This is a genomic window from Burkholderia sp. AU44665 (assembly GCF_030504405.1).
In the GTDB taxonomy this organism is placed as follows: domain Bacteria; phylum Pseudomonadota; class Gammaproteobacteria; order Burkholderiales; family Burkholderiaceae; genus Burkholderia; species Burkholderia semiarida.
Genome location: NZ_JAUJRI010000007.1, coordinates 66,457 through 84,896 on the forward strand (window position 1 = coordinate 66,457; position 18,440 = coordinate 84,896).

The 18,440-nt window shown below is 69.4% G+C and carries 14 protein-coding genes; 2 read left to right on the forward strand and 12 right to left on the reverse strand.

All coding sequences use genetic code 11. From position 1 onward, the window contains the following. Positions 1 to 80: 80 nt before the first annotated feature. A complete protein-coding gene (locus QZM15_RS16675; RefSeq protein WP_302106806.1) occupies positions 81 to 476 on the reverse strand; it encodes a hypothetical protein in 396 nt (131 codons plus the stop codon). A 142-nt stretch (positions 477 to 618) separates the two neighbouring features. Between QZM15_RS16675 and QZM15_RS16680 the strand changes: the two genes are divergently transcribed. Next, on the forward strand, positions 619 to 906 hold the full coding sequence (locus tag QZM15_RS16680; RefSeq protein ID WP_059580250.1) for a DUF4148 domain-containing protein: 288 nt from the start codon (positions 619 to 621) through the stop codon (positions 904 to 906). A gap of 79 nt (positions 907 to 985) precedes the next feature. Here QZM15_RS16680 and QZM15_RS16685 read toward each other — a convergent pair whose 3' ends face one another. The 11 genes from QZM15_RS16685 to QZM15_RS16735 form a co-directional block, all read right to left on the reverse strand. Next, positions 986 to 2,410, reverse strand: a complete 1,425-nt coding sequence (locus QZM15_RS16685) for a heavy metal sensor histidine kinase (protein WP_302106807.1) — start codon at positions 2,408 to 2,410, stop codon at positions 986 to 988. Beyond that, positions 2,407 to 3,090 (reverse strand): heavy metal response regulator transcription factor IrlR, encoded by a 684-nt coding sequence (irlR, locus tag QZM15_RS16690; RefSeq protein WP_006490455.1) that lies wholly within the window; start codon positions 3,088 to 3,090, stop codon positions 2,407 to 2,409. The genes QZM15_RS16685 and irlR overlap by 4 nt, the downstream gene beginning before the upstream one ends. Further along, positions 3,090 to 6,302 carry an efflux RND transporter permease subunit gene (locus tag QZM15_RS16695; RefSeq protein WP_302106808.1) on the reverse strand — a complete coding sequence of 1,071 codons (3,213 nt, stop codon included), beginning with the start codon at positions 6,300 to 6,302 and terminating at the stop codon, positions 3,090 to 3,092. Before QZM15_RS16695 ends, irlR begins: the two co-directional genes overlap by 1 nt. Before the next feature lie 128 nt (positions 6,303 to 6,430). Further along, complete coding sequence (locus QZM15_RS16700) at positions 6,431 to 7,900, reverse strand: efflux RND transporter periplasmic adaptor subunit (protein ID WP_302106809.1); 1,470 nt, start codon at positions 7,898 to 7,900, stop codon at positions 6,431 to 6,433. A gap of 26 nt (positions 7,901 to 7,926) precedes the next feature. Further along, complete coding sequence (locus QZM15_RS16705; protein WP_104012984.1) at positions 7,927 to 9,237, reverse strand: TolC family protein; 1,311 nt, start codon at positions 9,235 to 9,237, stop codon at positions 7,927 to 7,929. 242 nt (positions 9,238 to 9,479) lie between these two features. Then, positions 9,480 to 10,688 carry a phosphotransferase enzyme family protein gene (locus QZM15_RS16710; RefSeq protein ID WP_060011758.1) on the reverse strand — a complete coding sequence of 403 codons (1,209 nt, stop codon included), beginning with the start codon at positions 10,686 to 10,688 and terminating at the stop codon, positions 9,480 to 9,482. 35 nt (positions 10,689 to 10,723) lie between these two features. Further along, the gene (gene pnuC / locus QZM15_RS16715) at positions 10,724 to 11,335 is read right to left on the reverse strand and encodes a nicotinamide riboside transporter PnuC (protein ID WP_059580234.1); all 612 of its coding nucleotides are present in this window, start codon (positions 11,333 to 11,335) and stop codon (positions 10,724 to 10,726) included. Between the two features lie 59 nt (positions 11,336 to 11,394). Continuing rightward, complete coding sequence (locus QZM15_RS16720; RefSeq protein WP_302106810.1) at positions 11,395 to 13,626, reverse strand: TonB-dependent siderophore receptor; 2,232 nt, start codon at positions 13,624 to 13,626, stop codon at positions 11,395 to 11,397. Positions 13,627 to 14,242: 616 nt separating this feature from the next. After that, positions 14,243 to 14,446, reverse strand: coding sequence for a DUF2970 domain-containing protein (locus QZM15_RS16725; RefSeq protein WP_006486164.1), 204 nt, complete (start codon positions 14,444 to 14,446; stop codon positions 14,243 to 14,245). A gap of 121 nt (positions 14,447 to 14,567) precedes the next feature. Beyond that, a complete protein-coding gene (locus QZM15_RS16730) occupies positions 14,568 to 16,631 on the reverse strand; it encodes a pyridoxamine 5'-phosphate oxidase family protein (protein ID WP_302106811.1) in 2,064 nt (687 codons plus the stop codon). A 36-nt stretch (positions 16,632 to 16,667) separates the two neighbouring features. After that, the gene (locus QZM15_RS16735) at positions 16,668 to 17,312 is read right to left on the reverse strand and encodes a glutathione S-transferase family protein (protein WP_059580227.1); all 645 of its coding nucleotides are present in this window, start codon (positions 17,310 to 17,312) and stop codon (positions 16,668 to 16,670) included. Between the two features lie 126 nt (positions 17,313 to 17,438). Between QZM15_RS16735 and QZM15_RS16740 the strand changes: the two genes are divergently transcribed. Next, the gene (locus QZM15_RS16740) at positions 17,439 to 18,380 is read left to right on the forward strand and encodes a LysR family transcriptional regulator (RefSeq protein WP_302106812.1); all 942 of its coding nucleotides are present in this window, start codon (positions 17,439 to 17,441) and stop codon (positions 18,378 to 18,380) included. Positions 18,381 to 18,440 lie beyond the last annotated feature (60 nt).

Below are 18,440 nucleotides of genomic sequence, written 5' to 3' on the forward strand. Positions count from 1 at the left end.
GGTCGCTGCCGCACGGCACGATCACGCATTAGGCCCGGGCTCGTCGAGTGCCGGGCCGCTTTTTTACGCGTGTCCGACACTCACCGCACCGAATTGCGCTGCGGGTACACGCACGGATGCGTTTTCACATACAGGTTCGGATTGCCGCAGCGATGCCCGCCATAGTCGACCTGCTCGCCGGGCATCAGGCCGGACGGCACGGGTTTGCGGCCGACTGCGGCGGCAGTGGTCGCAGTGTCGGAACGTGTCGGCGCACAGCCCGCGAACAACGGGACGATCAAGGCTGCGGTCAAGGCGAGGCGAATGACGGGATGATGCAATTTTCGGTCCGGAATGAAGAGCTGAACGGCGCCGCCCGCGATCGATGCCGCTATCGCGACCGGCATGCACGCCGCCGGCACGCTCGGCCAACGGCAGACTTCATGTTCCGCTTCCCGCTCATCGCACCCATGACGCGAACATGACGGTTGCGTCATGTCGGGTGTGTCCACACGGGGCCCGCTCGCGCCCCGCAATCTGACGCATTTTTCATCTCGCGATCACGATCACGCATGGCTGCTTTCGCATACTGGGTCCATGGTTCGCCACCCCGGCGGCCCTGATCAAGGAGAGCATTCAATGAAAAGCGCAAACCTCGCAGCATGGTTGGTCGTCGCCACGCTGTCGCTCGGCATGGCCACGCAGGCCGCATTCGCCCAGACGCAAACGCAGGGCAAGACCCGCACGCAGGTCGTCAATGAACTGAAGCAGGCGCAGCACGACGGCATCGTGCCGATCAGCAAGACGCAGTACCCGCCGACCGGCGAGCTCATCGCGCGCAACAAGGAGCTACACGAGATCTCGGTGCATGGCGGCGAGCAGAAGCCGCAGACCGACGACCACGACAGCCTGGCCGCGAAGCAATGATGCGCGGCCGCACGGGCGCCGGCAGCGCGCGCCGCGCGGCTGTCTCACCGCGAACGCGCAGGCGTGGCCGCGCGCGCTGTCAGGTGCGAGTAGCGGCCGGCCGCTCCGGTTCGGCCGGCCTTCGCGGAAAGCGCAGCCAGAAGGTCGTGCGGCGGCCCGGCTCGCTGTCGACGCCGCATTCGCCGCCGTGGTTGTCCATGATCGACCGGACGATCGCGAGGCCGAGCCCCGTGCCCGACGCCGAATTGTGCCGCGACGGATCGACGCGATAGAAGCGCTCGAAAATCCGCCCGACATGTTCCGCGGCGATGCCGGGCCCCGTATCCGACACGGCGATCGTCGTCGCGCCGCCCTGCTCGACGCAATCGATCGTCACGACGCTGCCGCGCGGCGCATAGGTCAGCGCATTCGACAGCAGGTTGCTCAACGCGCGCTGATACAGCGTCAGATCCGCGTCGACCCACGCGTGGCCGTCGACCTTCACGGTCACGCCTTCATCTTCCGCCAGCGGCTCGTAGTATCCGGCCACCCGCTCCGCCTCCTCGGCCGCATTCAGCCGCCGCACGCCGATCGACGTGCCGGCCTGTTCCGAACGCGCGAGAAACAGCATGTCCTCGATCATCCGCGACAGCCGCTGGTATTCGTCGATGCTCGACTCGATCACGCTCCGGTATTCGTCCGCGCCGCGCGGTTGCGACAGCACGACCTGCGCGGCCGCCTGCAGGTTCGTGAGCGGCGTGCGCATGTCGTGCGCGAGATTCGACGAGAACTGGCTCAGCCGCGTGAACGATTCGTTCAGCCGTTCGAGCATCCCGTTGAACGCATGCTCGAGCTCCTTCAGCTCGCCGGACGTATCGAGTTCCGGCAGCGGATGCGCGAGCCGGCTCGTCGACATTTGCTCGGCACGCGCCGCGAACCGCCGCAGCGGGCTCAGCCCGAGCGCCGCGATGCCGTACGCGATCGCGGCCGCGAGCACCACGCCGAACACCTCGATCACGACGATCGTATAAGCATGCGTGCGCAACAGCAGCACGTCGGCGCTGCGATCGTACTGCACGGCGACGCGCACCACGGGCGCACCCGCGCCGGCGAGCGGGACGGCCGTCAGCAGGTACTGGTGCCGTGCGCCCGGCGGCGCGACGCCGACCGGCACGCGCCCGGTGTTCATCGACAGCAGCGGCGCGTACGGGCGAAAGCCGGGCGTGCCGACGACGCGCGCGCCGCCGGCATCGAAGATCGCGAGGTCCATGTTCGGGTGACCGTGCAACTGGTCGATCCAGATGTCGGTGTCGCGCGCGACGTCGGCCGTCGTGCGCGCCTCGGCCAGGTGCGCCCCCAATGCGGCCGAAATGCCGGCCATCTGCTCGGCTGCCGTCGTTTCGACGCGGTTGCTCAGCGCTTCGTACAGTGCGACGCCGCTCGACGCGAGGATGACCGACGTCGACAGGATGATCAGCGCGGTCAGCCGGCCGCGCAGCGTCCGCGGCAGCAGGCGCGCGATCATGCGGCCGCGCCGCCGCGCGCTTCGAGCACGTAGCCCATCCCGCGCACCGTGTGGATCAGCTTCGGTTCGTACGCGTCGTCGATCTTCGAGCGCAGCCGGCGGATCGCCGAATCGACGACGTTCGTGTCGCTGTTGAAGTTCATGTCCCACACCTGCGACGCGATCGTCGCGCGCGGCAGGATCTCGCCTTCGCGGCGCATCAGCAGCCACAGCAGCGCGAACTCCTTCGCGGTCAGCAGGATCGTGTCGCCCTGCCGCGTGGCCTTGCGGCGCGTCAGGTCGAGTTCGAGATCGGCCACGCGCAGCGTGTTCGAATCGCGCGGCTGGCCGCGCCGCAGGATCGACTTGATGCGCGCGGTCAGCTCGACGAAGTCGAACGGCTTCGCGAGATAGTCGTCCGCGCCGAGCTCGAGCCCCTTCACGCGATCGCCGACGTCGTCGCGCGCGGTGAGGAACAGTACGGGCGTCGACTTGCTGCGCCGCAGGTTCTGCAGCAATGTCCAGCCGTCCTGCCCGGGCAGCATCACGTCGAGCACGAGCAGGTCGTACTCCTCCGTTTCGGCCTGATGCTGGCCCGTGATGCCGTCCTCGACCCAGTCGACGACGTAGCCGGCCTCGGTCAACCCCTTGCGCAGATACGCGCCCGTCTTCGGTTCATCCTCGACAATCAGAATTCGCATCACGCATTACCCTTGAAGAAACGCAGCCGGCGCATCATGCCCGCGCCGAACCCGCCGCGCAACGCCGCGCGCCACGACACCGCGTGGCTGACACGGTACAGCACCGGCAGCACCAGCAGCGTCAGCGCGGTGGACGACAGGATACCGCCGATCACGACCGTCGCGAGCGGGCGCTGCACCTCGGCGCCGGTGCCGGTCGCGAACGCCATCGGCAGGAAGCCGAGCGACGCGACCAGCGCGGTCATCAGCACGGGCCGCAGCCGCGTGAGCGCGCCGTCGCGCACCGCGGCGTCGAGCGGCATCCCTTCGTCGCGCAGGTTGCGGATGAACGAGATCATCACGAGACCGTTGAGCACGGCCACGCCGGACAGCGCGATGAAGCCGACCGCCGCCGTGATCGACAGCGGAATCCCGCGCAGCCACAGCGACACGACGCCGCCGCTCAGCGCGAACGGAATGCCGGTGAATACGAGCAAGCCGTCCTTCACGTTGTTGAACATCACGAACAGCAGCACGAACACCATGAACAGCGCGAGCGGCACGACGAGCTTCAGGCGCTCGCTCGCGCTTTGCAACTGCTCGAACTGCCCGCCCCACGACACCCAGTAGCCGGCCGGCACGCGCACGTCCTGCTGCAACTGCTCGCGCGCATCGGCGACGAACGAGCCGACGTCGCGCCCGCGCACGTTCGCGCTGACGACCACCCGCCGCTTGCCGTCCTCGCGGCTGATCTGGTTCGGGCCGGGCGCCACGTCGATCGTCGCGAGCTCCGCGAGCGGCACGTACGGCGCCGCTGCGAGCGGTGCGCTGGCGCCGGCCGTCGGCGCGGGCAGCGCGATCGGCAGCCGCTTGATCGCCTCGATGTCGGTGCGCAGCTCGTCGGGCAACCGCACGACGATGTCGAAGCGGCGATCGCCCTGGAACAGCGTACCGGCCTTCTGCCCGCCGACGGCCGCGGCCACCGAATCCTGCAGGTCGGCGACGCTCACGCCGTAGCGCGCGAGCTTGTCGCGGTCGAGGTTGACGGTCAGCACCGGCAGGCCCGTGGTCTGCTCGACCTTCACCTCCGATGCACCCGGCACCTTCTGCAACGCGGCCGCGATCAGTTCGCCGGTCTGGTTCAGCACGGCCATGTCGTCGCCGAAGATCTTCACGGCGACGTCGCTGCGCACGCCCGAGATCAGTTCGTTGAAGCGCAGCTGGATCGGCTGCGAGAACTCGTAGGCGTTACCCGGCAGCTCGGCGAGCGCTTCCTCGATCTCGCTCACGAGCCGCTCGCGCGGCTTCTTCGGATCGGGCCACGTGTCGGCCGGCTTCAGCATGATGTAGCCGTCCGACAGGTTCGGCGGCATCGGGTCGGCCGCGATCTCGGCCGTGCCGGTGCGCGCGAACACGCGCTCGATCTCGGGGAAGCGCGCCTTCAGCGTCTTCTCGATCGACTTCTGCATCTCGACCGACTGCGACAGGCTCGTGCCGGGAATTCGCAATGCGGCAACGGCCAGGTCGCCTTCGTTCAGGCTCGGGATGAACTCGCTGCCGAGCCGCGTGGCGAGTCCGAGTGTGGCGAGCACGATCGCGCCCGCCCCGATCATCACGCGTGCCGGGCGCGTCATGAAACCGGCGAGCACCGGTTCGTACGCACGCCGCGCCCAGCGCATCAGCCGGTTCTCCTTCTCCTCGACCCGCTCGCCGATGAATAGCGCGACGGCCGCCGGAATGAACGTGACGGTGAGCACCATCGCGGCAGCGAGCGCCATCACGACCGTGATCGCCATCGGGTGGAACATCTTGCCCTCGACGCCGGTCAGCGCAAAGATCGGCAGGTACACGACCATGATGATCAGTTGCCCGAAGATCAGCGCGCGGCGCGCCTCCTGCGATGCGCCGAACACTTCGGCGAAACGCTCGTCGCGCGTGAGCGGTCGCCCGGCCCCCGCCTGCGCATGCGCGAGCCGCCGCACGCAGTTCTCGACGATCACCACCGCGCCGTCGACGATGATCCCGAAGTCGAGCGCGCCGAGGCTCATCAGGTTCGCGCTCACCTTCGCGTTGACCATCCCCGTGAAGGTCATCAGCATCGACAGCGGAATCACGAGCGCGGTGATCAGCGCCGCGCGGATGTTGCCGAGGAACAGGAACAGCACGGCGATCACGAGCACCGCGCCCTCGAGCAGGTTCTTCTTCACGGTCGCGACGGCCTTCTCGACGAGCACCGTGCGGTCGTACACCGGAATCGCCTTCACGCCGGCCGGCAGCGTGCGGTTCACGTCCTCCATCTTCGCGGCGACGGCCTTCGACACCGTCCGGCTGTTCTCGCCCATCAACATGAACACCGTGCCGAGCACGACCTCCTCGCCGTTCGACGTCGCGGCGCCGGTGCGCAGTTCGCGGCCGACGTCGACGACGCCGACGTCCTTCATCCGCACCGGCACGCCGCCGACGTTGGTCAGCACGATGTTCGCGATGTCGTCGACGGTGCGCGCCTGGCCCGGCACGCGCACGAGATACTGCTCGCCGCGCTTTTCGATGTAACCGGCGCCGACGTTGTCGTTGTTGCGCTCGAGCGCCCGCACGACGTCGGCGAGCGTCAGCCCGTACGACATCAGCTTCGCCGGATTCGGCGCGACGCGATACTCCTTCACGTAGCCGCCAATCGAGTTGACCTCGGTCACGCCGCGCACGTTGCGCAGTTGCGGCCGCACGACCCAGTCCTGCAGCTCGCGCAGGTCGGCCGCCGTGTAGCGCGTGCCGTCGGGCTTGCGCGCGTTGGCGTCGGCTTCGACGGTCCACAGGTAGATCTCGCCGAGGCCCGTCGACGTCGGGCCCATCGCGGGCGCGACGCCGGCCGGCAGCTTGTCCTTCGCTTCCTGGATGCGCTCGTTGACGAGCTGACGCGCGAAGTAGATGTCGGTGCCGTCCTTGAAGATCACGGTGACCTGCGACAGCCCGTAGCGCGAGATCGAACGCGTCTGTTCGAGCCCGGGCAGCCCGGCCATCGCGGTCTCGACCGGATAGGTGATGCGCTGCTCGGCCTCGAGCGGCGAGTAGCCGGGCGCGGACGTGTTGATCTGCACCTGCACGTTCGTGATGTCGGGCACCGCGTCGATCGGCAGCCGCTGGTAGCTGAACACGCCTAGCGCGGCCACGGCCGCGATCGCCAGCATCACGAGCCAGCGGTGCGCGATCGCAAAGCGGATCAGGCGCTCAAACATGTCGGGATTCCTTGAAACGGGGCACGGTCGCACGCGCCGGACGCGCTGCGCGGCCGGTCAGGCGGCGGATCGGAAAGCGCGCCGCATATCGGGCCGCCAGTCGCGCCACGGCGCACGCGTATTGCTGCTCATTCATGTTCCGCGCTCCCCTTGCCGAGTTCGGCCTTCAACACGAAGCTGTTCGTCGCCGCGTATTCCTGGCCCGGCTCGAGCCCCTTCAGCACTTCGGTCGCGCGTTCGTCGCGCCGCCCCGTTTCGACGGCCTGTGCGACGAAACCCTTCGGCGAACGCACGAACACCGACGGCGCGCCGTCGACGTCCTGCAGCGCGTCGCTCGCGACCGCGAGCGGCACGCCCTGGCGGCCCGCGTCGACCGACACGTTCACGAACATCCCCGGGCGCCACACGCCGTCGGGGTTCGGCAGCACGACGCGCGCCGGCGCGGTGCGCGTCTGCTCGCCGAGCAGCGCACCCACATACGCGATCGGGCCGCTCGAACGCGATTCGAACGCGGTCGCGCTGACGGTCGCATCGCGGCCCACGCGCACGTCGTTCAGCCGCTGCGCCGGCACGGCCATCTCGGCCCACACGGTCGACAGGTCGGAGATCACGAACATGCTCGCATCGGCGGCGATCGCCTCGCCGGGCGTCGCATGCTTCTCGACGATCGTGCCGGCGAACGGCGCACGCAGTTCATACCGGTTCAGCGCGCCCGCGCCCGCCGGCGCGTTCAGCGCGGCGAGCTTCTGTCGCGCGTTCTGCACGGCGATCTCGGCCTCGCGCAACTGCACCTGCGCCTGCTGATAATCCTGTTCGGCCGAGATGCGCTCCTGCCACAGCGTGCGTTCACGCTCGTAGGTTGCGCGCGCACCCGATAACCGGCGCTCGGCCGTCAGCAGTTCGCTTCGGCGGTCCGCCAGATCGGTGCTCGCGATCACGGCAAGCACCTGCCCCTTCGCGACGTTCTGCCCGAGCGACACCGATACCTGTTCGACGATGCCGGCCACGCGCGGCACCACGTGCGCGGTGCGATCCTCGTTGAACTTGATCTCGCCCGGCAACTGGAACGGCGTCGCGATCTGCGCGGGGCCGGCCTTCGCGAGCGCGATCTTCGACGTCGCCAGTTGCGCGTCGGTCAGCACGACCGCGCCGTCGGCGCGCGCGAACGGGAACGATGCGGCGTCGTTGCCGGCCTTCACGTCGATCGTCGCATCGAATACGTGCGGCTTCGCGATCGACTGCGCGGACACGAACTTCTGGCCGGCCGCGTCGAACCGCAGCGGCTCGTGCGTGCGGTCGTACCGCACCAGCGTGCCGGACACGGTCACGCCGTGGGTCGCGGGCTTGCCGTCGACGAACGGATAGACGACGAGCCGCGCATCGCCGGGCTTTTCCGTCATCACGATCTCGACGGACAGCTTGCCGCGCTTGTGCACGACACCGCCGTGCGCGCCGGCGCCGTCGGCCGCCTGGGCGGATTCGGCGGCCGTCGGCGCCGATGCGCCGCTCCCGCCCCGCGCGACGGCGAGCGCGCCGATCACGATTCCTGCGCCGCCGAGCACGGCTGCCGCAATGATGAAGATTCTGCTGCGTGACATGATGATCCTTCAGTCAAGAGGGGCGCTCATTGCGCGCGGACCGCGAGCGGCGTGCCGACGAGCCGGCCGATATCGGCACGGGCCGTATGCGCGTCGGCGAGCGCACGGACGTATTGCGACTGCCCCTGGAACAGCGTGCGCTGCGCGTCGAGCACGTCGAGGAAGCTGAACTTGCCGAGTTCGTAGCCGCGCGACATCGCGTCGAGCGCGACGCGCGCGGCTGGCAGGATGTCGGACTTCAACCGCTGCGCTTCCTGATCGGCGGCCTCGAAATTCGCGTATGCCTGCGTCAGTTCGAGCCGCAGACGTGTGCGTTCGCGGTCGAGATCGGCGTTCGCGCGCGTGGCCTTGTGCATCGCCTCGAGCAGCGCGCCCTGGTTCGTGTTGAACAGCGGAATCGGGATCGACACGCCGACCACCGCCTGGTTGTCCGGCACACCGCCGGTGGTCACGCGCTTCACGCCGGCGCTGACCGTCACGTCCGGAATGCGCCGTGCGCGTTCGAGCGACACGGCCGCGTTCGAGCGCAGCATTTCGGCACGCGCGATTCGCGCGAGCGGTGCATCGTCGAGCCGCGCGGTCAGCGCGGACAGCGGCTCGACCGACGGTACGGCTTCGAGGTCGCCGAGCACCGCAAGCGGGGCGTTGCGCGCTTCGCCCATCACCGCGTTCAGCTTCTCGCGCGCAACGTCGACACGGCCGCGCGCGGTCACGACTTCGATCTGTACGCCGGCCGCCGCCACCCGGGCCTTGGTCGCCTCGACCGGCGACACCTTGCCGGCCTGCGCGCGACGGGCCGCCAGATTCGCGGAGCGCGCGGCGATCGCGGCCGATTCCTCTGTCACCTGAAGCTGACGCTGCGCGGCGAGCAGCCCGTAGAAGGCTGCGATCACGTCGGCGCGCACAGCCGCGCCCTGCTGGTCGAGCGACGCGCTGGCCGATTCGCTGCCGTACGACGCGACGTCGAGCCGCGCGCGACGCTTGCCGCCGAGTTCGATCGTCTGGTTGATCAGCGCGGTCGACGTGCGTTCCGCTCGGCTGAAACCTTCCTGCAGGAACGACACTTCGGGGTTGGGCCGCGCGCCGGCCTGCATCAGTGCGCCGGCCGATGCATCGACATCCGCGCGCGCGCCGCGCAGTGCCGGGTTGTTGCGGGCGGCGACGGCGAGTGCGTCGGCAAGCGTCAATGACGACGCAGGACGTGCGCCGGATGGCGGTGCGCCGATCGGGGCGGCAGCAGCCGGAGCCGTGGCCGGCCCCGGCGACAGCGATGGCTGCGCATGAGCCGTCGCGGCCATCGCGAATACGGCGGCCACGGCGAGGTTGAGCTTGAACATGTTCGGTTCTGCGGTAACGGTTTGCGACCGATGCTACGGACCGGCCGCAGTGCGAACATGAGGCGAAGATGATATTTCCGTCATGTTGGGCGCAACCGTACGCAGACGTGCGGTGCCCTGCGGGGACGGCGTCCCCTCTCGACGATCAGGAAGATTCGGTGAGCGCGCGGCACGATGGCCGCACGAAAGAATGCAGACGTTCGGAAATGCGACACGCGCGGGCCATACGCCCCGCGCGCGAATCAGGTGACGTGCTGCTTTCCCCGCCGCCGCTGCACGAGCCAGTCCAGCAACTGCCGCCCGTCGCGTTCGCCGAACCACCTCGCGTGCCCGATCAGGTAACCGTCGTACGCCACGTCGACGATATCGGGCGCGTTGACGATACAACCGAAATACGCGACTTCCGACAGCGCGAACTCCGTATGTACGATCGGCAGCAGCGCGACCAGCGCCGCATATGCGTCGTCGCTCAGCGGTTCGAGCGATTCGTAGCCGTCGAGCAATGCGTCGATCTGCTCGTATTCGATGCGCCGTGCATCGGCCGGCGCCATCCAGTCGACCGTGTTGCGCTCGATCGCGAGCGCGAGGTCCATCACGGCGCAAGTACGATCCGACAAGCCGAAGTCGAGCACGGTCCGCACCTGCGCGCCGGGCCCGGCGTCGGCCCACAGCAGGTTCGACGCATGCCAGTCGCCATGCGTCCACAGCGGCGGCAACGCAGGCAGCAGCGGCACGAGGCGCGCGTGATACGGGCCGATCGCGTCGGCTACGTCGCCGCGCCAGTCGCGCGCGCCGAGCGCCCTGACGAGCAACGGTTGCGCCGTGACCCAGCGTTCGAGCGCACCGACAAGATCGCTCGACGACAACACGCGAAAACTCGACAGCAGCGGGCGAACCGGCCGCGCCGGCGCATCGTAGCCGGCCGACGCGCGATGCAGCTCGGCGAGCGCGCGGCCGGCCGCATACGCATGCGAAGGATGCGTGAACGGCTTCCACGACATCACGCCGCGATACGCGTCGACACCCGGCGCGACCACGTGCACTTCATACGTCCAGTCGCCGGATGCGAACGCGGTTGCGCCGTCGCGACCGGCGAGCACGTCCGCCACCGGCACGCCGTGTGCGCGCAGATGCGCGATGAAGCGATGCTCTTCCTCGAGCCCCGCGACGTCGCGCAGGCTCGCATGATGACGCTTGACGAACAGCGCGCGCTCGTCGGTCGTGCGCACCAGCACGGCCGCCGAGAACGGCCGCGGGCTGTGCCACGTGAGGCGCGCGGGCGCGCCGGCGCCATCGATCCGCGCGAGCACGGCCGCGACTTCGTCGTGCGTGATCAGCGGCCAGTCGCGTTCGGCCTGTTCGCCGTCGACGCCGAACTGCGGCGGCGCGACCTCGCGCGCCTGCGCGGCGTCACGCGATGCCGGCGCATCCGGTTCGAGGGGAAATGACATGAACGACGTAGCTCCGTGGTTGAATCGGCTGCGAATCAGCCGGCCGGGCTCGCGCTCGCGCGCAGCGTCGCGGCCGTGCGGCTCCAGTCGCGCCAGCCGACCACGGCCAGCCCGATGAACAGCGCATAGAGCCCGGCCGTCAGATACAGCTCCTTGAACACGAACATCCCGACGTACACGACGTTCACGACGATCCACAGCCCCCACGACGCGATGTAGCGCCGCGCGGTCCAGTATTGCGCGACGAGGCTGAACGCGGTCAGCGACGCGTCGACGAACGGCAGCGCCGCATCGGTCCAGCGCGCCATCATCCCGCCGAGCAGCGCGCTGCCGACGACGGCCGCGACCAGGTCGGGCAGCATCTGCATCGGGCGCACGCCGGTGACTGGCGCGACATCGCCGGCAGGCGCCGCCTTGCCGTCGGCCTCGCTCGCCCGCTGCGCGAGCCAGCGCTGCCAGCCGTACACCTGCAGCACCGCGAACGCGCCCTGCAGCAGCATGTCCGAGTACAGCTTCGCATCGAAGAAGATCCAGCCGTACAGCGCGACCGACGCAAGGCCGACCGGCCAGCACAGCATGCGCCGCTTCGCGGTCAGCCAGATCGCGAGCGCGCTGACGATCACGCCTGCGATTTCGAGTGGGGACATCGTCCGTGCTCTCCTGGTGGGCTGCCGGGGCCGCGCGTCATGCGCCCGCTTCCGGCCGATCAGAAATCATAGGTCAACGACACGCGCGCGGTGCGCGGCGCACCCGGGAACAGGTACGCATCGCCCTGCTGCTCGCCTGCGTCGCGCCAGTAGAACTTGTTGAACAGATTGTCCACCGACACGCGCAACACCGTGCGATGGCCGCCGATCTTCGTCGTATAACGCGCGCCGAGATTGAACACGAACCACGACGGCACGCGCGCGGTACCCTCTTCGTTCGCGTTGCGCGCCGCGCTGTACTCGACGCCGCCGAGCACGTTCAGGCCCGCGACGCCCGGCACCGCGTAGTCCGCATACAGCGACGCGCGCAGCGCGGGCACGTTGATGATCTGGTGCCCTTCGTAGGCCGGCGACCCCGAATCGTATGCGCGGGCGCGAATCGCCGCGACGCTGGCCGTCAGCCCCAATCGTTCGGTCACGCGCCCGGCCGCGCCGAGTTCGATCCCCTGGTGCCGCTGCGTACCGCGCTGCACGAACGTGTACGACGTGCCCGACGCGTCGGGATCGGCGAACTGGAACGGCTTGCTGATCGAGAACACGGCCGCCGTGAGGCTCAGCCGGTCGAGCCAGTCGTATTTCGCGCCGACCTCGATCTGGTGCGATTCGACGGGCGGCAGGAACGCGTACGCGTTGGTCGCGCGCACGGGCGCCTGGTCGCCGAGCGACAGCGCCTTGCTGTACGACGCATACAGCGACAGCACGTTCACCGGTTTGTAGACGAGCGCGACCTGCGGCAGGAACACCGAGCGGTCGGTGTGCGTCGTCTCGCCGTCGAGGCTGCTCCAGCTACGCTGGCGCAGCAGCACTTCCTTGCCGCCCGCGAGCACCTGCCAGTGTTCGCCGAGGCTGATGCGGTCGAGCCCGAACACGCCGTACTGCCACGCATCGAGGCGTGGGTACGACGGCCCGGGCGAATTCGGCGACGGCGGGAACGTCAGGTCCGGCCCGTAGATATTCTCGCTGCCCACGTAGTCGTACACGGCGTCCGCCATGCTCACGACGCGGCGCTGCACGCTCACGCCGAGCGTCAACTCGTGCCGCAGCGGCCCCGTCGCGAACTTGCCCGTCGTGACCGCGCGCAAATCGTCGTTGCGCCGGTATTCGCCGGGGCTGCGGAAGTCGTACACGTCGTAGTCGCCGTTCGCGCCGAAGAAGAACGGCGACGTCGCACCGGCCGCGCAGCTTGCCGCATACGAACAGCCGTACGCGAACGCGCTGTTGTCGTCGATCATCGTGCGGCTGCGGCCGGCGGCGATGTACGCCTTCCAGTCGTCGTTGAACCGATAGTCGAAACGCGCGTTCAGGTTCAGCGCGTCGGTCGTCACCGGTTTCGCCCACGGCTGCGTGCCGAGCGCTTTCGACGTCGTCTTGACCGACGGCACGACGGTGCCGCCGAGCAACTGGTAGCCGGGCGCGGAACGCTGGATCCACTGCTGGAATTCGGCGTTGAGCTGCAGGCTCGCGCGCGGGCTGATGTCCCAGTCGGCGGCGATCGACCCGAACGTGCGCCGCCCGTTCGTGCCGTCGATATAGGAGTGCATGTTCTCCTTCGCCGCATTGATCCGGAACCCGAACTGATGGTCGGCACCGAAGCGGCGGCCGAGATCGACGGCCGCCGACGTCGAGCCGCGGCTGTCGACGCCACCCGTCACGCTCGCGACGTTCGCGGAGCGCTTCGTCACGAAGTTGATCACGCCGCCCGGCGCAACGACGCCGCTGTCGATGCCCGCGAGCCCTTTCAGGATCTCGACGCGCTCCTTGTTCTCGAGCGGCACGTTCTGCTCGCCGGACACCGTCAGCCCGTCGATTCGGATCGCGCTCGCGAGATCGACCGGAAAACCGCGGATCGCGAAGCCTTCGAAATAGCCGACCGGCGCATAGTCGTTGACGACCGACGCATCGTTGCGCAAGACGTCGCTCAGCCGCTTCGCCTGCTGATCGTCGATCAGCGCGCGCGTGATGACGTTCACCGACGCGGGCGTGTCGCGCAGCGGCGCGTCGTCGAACCCCGCGACCGACGCTTCGCGCGCCCGCAGCGGGTGGCCGCGCTCGCCGCTCACCGTGATCGCGGGCAGCGTCGCGCTGCCGGTCGCGTCCGCGCCCGATGCGGGCGTGTCGCCCGGAGCCGCGGCGGCCTGCGCCGCGAAAAGCGTGACACCGAGCCCGACGCCGAGCCCGACCGTCGCGCGCCGCCGCCGTGCGCGTGCCGCTGTTGTTCTATTCACCGTCATTGTTCTGGATGGAAAACTCGCCACTCGACCCTGTCGAAAACCGTTACGAAGCTGCAAATCGTGCGCCCGCGAACGCCGCCGCGCCCGTCGCCGGACGCATGCGTCGATACGATATTCATCAGACGAACCGGACGATACAGCGCGCGAGCGGGCCGACCGATCGGAAACACGCAGGATGGGACATCGGATTCGGATGACGCGCCGGGAACCGACGCAGCGGCCGACAGGTTCGTCGAGGGCGGGTCGGAAGGCTGGCTGCATCGCGCGGTCGTCATGCGGGGGACGCTTCGAACGCCCCGGTGCGGGCGGCGGACACTGGCGCCGGCCGTTCAACGGAACGGCGGCGTGCCCGGCTCGCGCGACATCGCGGCGTGGCGCGCATTTTACCCCGGGCGGGGCGAAGGGCCGCGGAACCGGGCGGAACGGGAAACGGGAAACGGGAGACAGGAAAGGCGGGAACGGGAACGAGCGGCTCGGGCAGCGCGACAACGGCGGCAATGCGATGGCGATGCGCGTCGCGCATGCCGGCCTCCGGCGCCGGCGCCGTATGCGCCGGTCGAGCGGCCTGAAACCGGAGCGGAGAAAGCGGCCCGCTACCGGTTCGCCGGCCGTTCGCTCAAAAGCCCTGCATCGTCACGGTCGGATCGACGACCAGATGCACGACGCCGTAAATCACCGCGCCAACCAGCAGCGCAAGCAAAATCGCGACGAACGGCAACAGCGTGAAGTTGGCGTTCGCGAGATCGGTCGCGTGCGCCTTGCTGTTGCGCACGCCGAAGAAACTCCACAGGACCAGGCGGACCATGCCGAGCAGTTTCATGATGAGCTCCTTTCATCGAATCGGTTGACGCTATCGTCGATCCGGACGGCATCCGAAAAAAGAAGCAGTTGCGCGCGCTTTTCGCGCAGCAGGCGATCTGCGGCGGCATGTCGCACACGCGTCAGCAGTCGAGCACGAGCGGCTCCCTGGCCCCTTGCGCGGGCCGCGCGATGCACGGCAGCGCGCAGCCGGGTTCGATCGCCGCATCGGGCGCTCGCTCGTAGTCGACCGCGCCGGACAGCACGCGTGTCGCGCACGTGCCGCACGAACCGGAGCGGCATTCGGACGGCACGCTCACGCGCTGCCCTTCCGCGAATTCGAGCAGCGTGCCGTCGGCGGGCGCCCACGCGGCCTCGCGCCCCGTGCGCCGAAATACGACCGGCACGCCTGCCGTCGCGGGCGTGGCAGCCGCGCGGGTCGCACTGCGCGAGACGCTCGACGGCCCGAATGCCTCGAAGCGGATGCGCTCGTCCGGCACGTTCAGCGCGCGCAGCCCGTCGTACAGGTCGCGCATGAACGCCGCCGGCCCGCACAGGTAGAAATCGTAATCGTCGAACGAAAGGAGCCGCTTCAGTTGCGCGACGTCGATCCGGCCGGCCCGCGCCGCAGTGCGTTCGTCAGGATGACTGTCGAACCAGTGAAGCGACATGCGTGCATCGGCGGCCGCGATGCGCGCCAGCTCGGCGGCAAACGGCCGGTCGGCCGCTTCGCGCGCGCCGTGCACGAACACGATGCGGCGCGACGGCGTATCGTCGGCCACTGCGCGGCGCAGCATCGCGACCATCGGCGTGATGCCGATACCGGCCGACACGAGCACGGCCGGCCGCGGGCTCGCGAGATCGAACGTGAAGCGGCCGCGCGGCATCTGCGCATCGAGCGTCATGCCGGCCTGCGCGTGGTCGTGCAGCCACGCCGATGCGCGTCCCTCCCGCTTCACGGTGATCCGGTAATGCGCGCCGCCCGGTGCGTCGGACAGCGTGTAGCTGCGGATCGTCGGTGCATCGCTGCCCGGCAGCGCGATGCGCAGCGTCAGGTGCTGCCCGGCTTCGTACGCAGGCAATGCGCCGCCATCCGCGGGTTCGAAATGGAACGACCGGATCGCGCGCGCTTCGTCGACGATTTTCGCGATCCGCAGCGGCCGCCATGCGGGCGCCTTTACCGGCGCGGCCGCGGACGGCGCCGGTCCGGCCGTTGCCGGCGCCGGACTCGACGCCGCCGCCATCGCCGCGAACTGCGGCGCACGCTCGACCGCCGACCACCGGAACGGCAGCACCGCCCGCATGCGCCGCACTTCCCGCACATGAAACCGCACGACGCGCTGCGCGCCGTCGAACGACGCGACGACCGGCCCGTCCCACACGATCTCCGCGTGCGCGGCGACATACAGCAAATCGCCGCTTTCGAAATCGATGAACAGCAGCCCCGCGCGCGGATCGTGCCGCAGGTTGCCGAGCGTGTTGAAGAACCGATTGCCGCTGAAATCCGGCGTGGTCAGCGTGCGCGCATCGTCGACGCGCACGAAGCCCGGCATCCCGCCGCGATGCGACACGTCGGCGCCGCGCGCCGCACCGGCCTGCGCCGACGTGTTCGCGCTCGCGACGAAGAACGTGTCGGCCTGCGCGAGCAGCGCGCGATCCGCGTCGCTCAGCGCATCCGACACGTCGGGCGCGACGGCGGCCCCGACCTCCCGCGCGACGAAAGTCGGCTTGCGGCCCTGGATGTATTTCGCGCAGTTGCCGAAGCTCTGCTCGACCGCGATCGTCAGCGCATCGCCGTCGGCCGCGCGCACGACGCCGTTCACGCGATTGCGGCGCCGCGTATCGAATTCGATGCCGAGCCCGCCGAGCGGCCCGCCCGCGTGCCATGCGCCGGCGAGCGGATCGCCCGGCAGCGCGGGCGCCGCGATGCGCAGCGTGCGGGCGTCCGGCGACGTGACGAAACCCGGCGCACCGGCGCGGAGCGTCGCCCACGGCTGGCCGTGCGCATCGACGCCGCCGAGTACGAAGAACGGCAGTTGCGCGAAGAACGTCCGGTGCTGGTCCGGCATGAAGCGCCGGATCCCGCGCCGGCCGGCCGCGCTCGCCGCGTCCGCCACGCCTGCGCGCTGCTGCACGGCAAGCTCGCCCGCGTGAAACGGCGCGGTATCGAGTTCCCACCCCGGTACGACGGCGGTCGGCGCGTTCATCACGTTCTCCGTGGACAGATGCGTTGGCGGCAGGCGTTACGCGGCGAGCAGGCCCGCGCGCGTCGTCGGCATCGCGACGAAACCCGGCAGCGCCTCGATACGCGCCAGCCACGCGCGCACGTGCGGATACGGTTCGAGCGACACGCCGCCTTCCGGTGCGTGCGCGATGTACGTGTACGCGGCGACGTCCGCGATCGTCGGCTGCGCGCCGGCCGCGAACGGCTTGCCGGCCAGCTCGCGATCGATCACGTCGAGCACCTTCGCGGCCGTACGCTTGGCCGCTTCCGCGTCGAGTTGCGCGCCGAACACGGTCACGAGCCGCGCGGCCGCGGGGCCCGACGCGATCGGGCCGGCCGCGTACGACAGCCAGCGCTGCACGACGGCCGCGCCGACCGCGTCGTCCGGCAGCCAGTGTGCGTCGCCGTAGCGCTTCGCGAGATACACGAGGATCGCGTTCGAATCGGCGATCACGGTGCCGCCATCGTCGATCACCGGCACCTGCCCGAGCGGATTCAACGCGAGAAACGCCGGTTCGCGTTGCGCGCCGGCCGCGAGATCGACGTCGATGGTCTTCGACGGCAACCCGAGCAGCGACAGGAACAACCGGACACGGTGCGCGTGCCCGGACAACAGGAACGAATAAACGCGAATCGGCGAGGCAGGCTTGCTGGCGGCAGACATGGAAACACTCCGGAATCTCGCGCCGCCGGGAATCGGCGACGAACGGCTCCAGCGTAGCGCTCGCCGTTCGTCGCCAGAAGACGGATAATCGCGGAAACATTATCCGCTTGCATAGGACAATCGACGATGGCTGATCTGCGCGACGTGAACCTGAACCGGCTGGCGATCTTCGTTGCGGTGGTGGAGGCCGGCTCGCTGACGGCCGCGGCCGAGCGGCTCGGCCTTGCGAAGACGGTCGTCAGCACGCACATGCAGCGCCTCGAATCCGAGGTCGGCGCGAATCTGCTGGTGCGCACGACGCGGCGGCTGAGCGTGACCGATGCCGGACGCGTGTTCTACGACGCGTGCCGCGATATCGTGCGCGCCACCGAAGCCGCGCTCGACGCGGTGTCGTCCGACGCCGGGCCGCTGCGCGGCACGCTGCGCGTGAGCGTGCCGATCGACTACGGCGCGCTGGTCGTCGCGCCGGCCGTGGTCGCGCTGCGCGACCGGCATCCGGCGCTCGCGGTCGAACTCGTCGCGAACGACCGCGTCGTCGATCTCGTCGCGGACAACCTCGACGTCGCGATCCGCATCGGCCGCCTCGCCGATTCGAACTATCGCGCGGTGCAGCTCGGCACGTACGAGAAATGGCTGGTCGCGAGCCCGGCGTTCGTCGCGCGGCACGGGCTGCCGCGCGATCCGGATGCGCTTGCCGCGCTGCCGTTCGTGATGTTGTCGTCGCTGCCGCGCCCGCATACGCTCGAACTCGATCACGTGCGAGGCGGCCGCGCGTCCGTGCGCTGTGTCGCGCCGGTCGTGTCGAATACCGCGACCGCGTGCCGCGCGATCGTGCTCGCGGGCGGCGGCTTCGGGCTGCTGACGGATTTCTCGACCGCGGACGACGTCGCGACCGGCCGGCTCGTGCGGCTGCTGCCGGGCTGGCGCACGGCGCCCGCCGGGATTCATGCGGTGTTTCCGTCGACGCGGCTGCCGTCGCCGAAGGTACGGGCGTTCATCGAGGCGATGAAGGCGAGGCTGGGGGAAACGCCGGCCGCGCCTACGACAAGGCGCTCACAATCGAAGTAGCGAAAGAACGAATAAATACGGAGAGCGGCGCTCGGTACGCCTGCATGAGCCGTCTCATGA

Bases quoted from the DNA above. Each gene is read 5' to 3' on its own strand.
- QZM15_RS16720 (WP_302106810.1), bottom strand. From the start codon at position 13,626: ATGACGGTGAATAGAACAACAGCGGCACGCGCACGGCGGCGGCGCGCG.
- QZM15_RS16730 (WP_302106811.1), bottom strand. From the start codon at position 16,631: ATGAACGCGCCGACCGCCGTCGTACCGGGGTGGGAACTCGATACCGCG.
- pnuC (WP_059580234.1), bottom strand. From the start codon at position 11,335: ATGTCCCCACTCGAAATCGCAGGCGTGATCGTCAGCGCGCTCGCGATC.
- QZM15_RS16740 (WP_302106812.1), top strand. From the start codon at position 17,439: ATGGCTGATCTGCGCGACGTGAACCTGAACCGGCTGGCGATCTTCGTT.
- QZM15_RS16680 (WP_059580250.1), top strand. From the start codon at position 619: ATGAAAAGCGCAAACCTCGCAGCATGGTTGGTCGTCGCCACGCTGTCG.
- irlR (WP_006490455.1), bottom strand. From the start codon at position 3,090: ATGCGAATTCTGATTGTCGAGGATGAACCGAAGACGGGCGCGTATCTG.
- QZM15_RS16735 (WP_059580227.1), bottom strand. From the start codon at position 17,312: ATGTCTGCCGCCAGCAAGCCTGCCTCGCCGATTCGCGTTTATTCGTTC.
- QZM15_RS16710 (WP_060011758.1), bottom strand. From the start codon at position 10,688: ATGTCATTTCCCCTCGAACCGGATGCGCCGGCATCGCGTGACGCCGCG.
- QZM15_RS16725 (WP_006486164.1), bottom strand. From the start codon at position 14,446: ATGAAACTGCTCGGCATGGTCCGCCTGGTCCTGTGGAGTTTCTTCGGC.
- QZM15_RS16675 (WP_302106806.1), bottom strand. From the start codon at position 476: ATGACGCAACCGTCATGTTCGCGTCATGGGTGCGATGAGCGGGAAGCG.
- QZM15_RS16705 (WP_104012984.1), bottom strand. From the start codon at position 9,237: ATGTTCAAGCTCAACCTCGCCGTGGCCGCCGTATTCGCGATGGCCGCG.
- QZM15_RS16700 (WP_302106809.1), bottom strand. From the start codon at position 7,900: ATGTCACGCAGCAGAATCTTCATCATTGCGGCAGCCGTGCTCGGCGGC.
- QZM15_RS16685 (WP_302106807.1), bottom strand. From the start codon at position 2,410: ATGATCGCGCGCCTGCTGCCGCGGACGCTGCGCGGCCGGCTGACCGCG.
- QZM15_RS16695 (WP_302106808.1), bottom strand. From the start codon at position 6,302: ATGTTTGAGCGCCTGATCCGCTTTGCGATCGCGCACCGCTGGCTCGTG.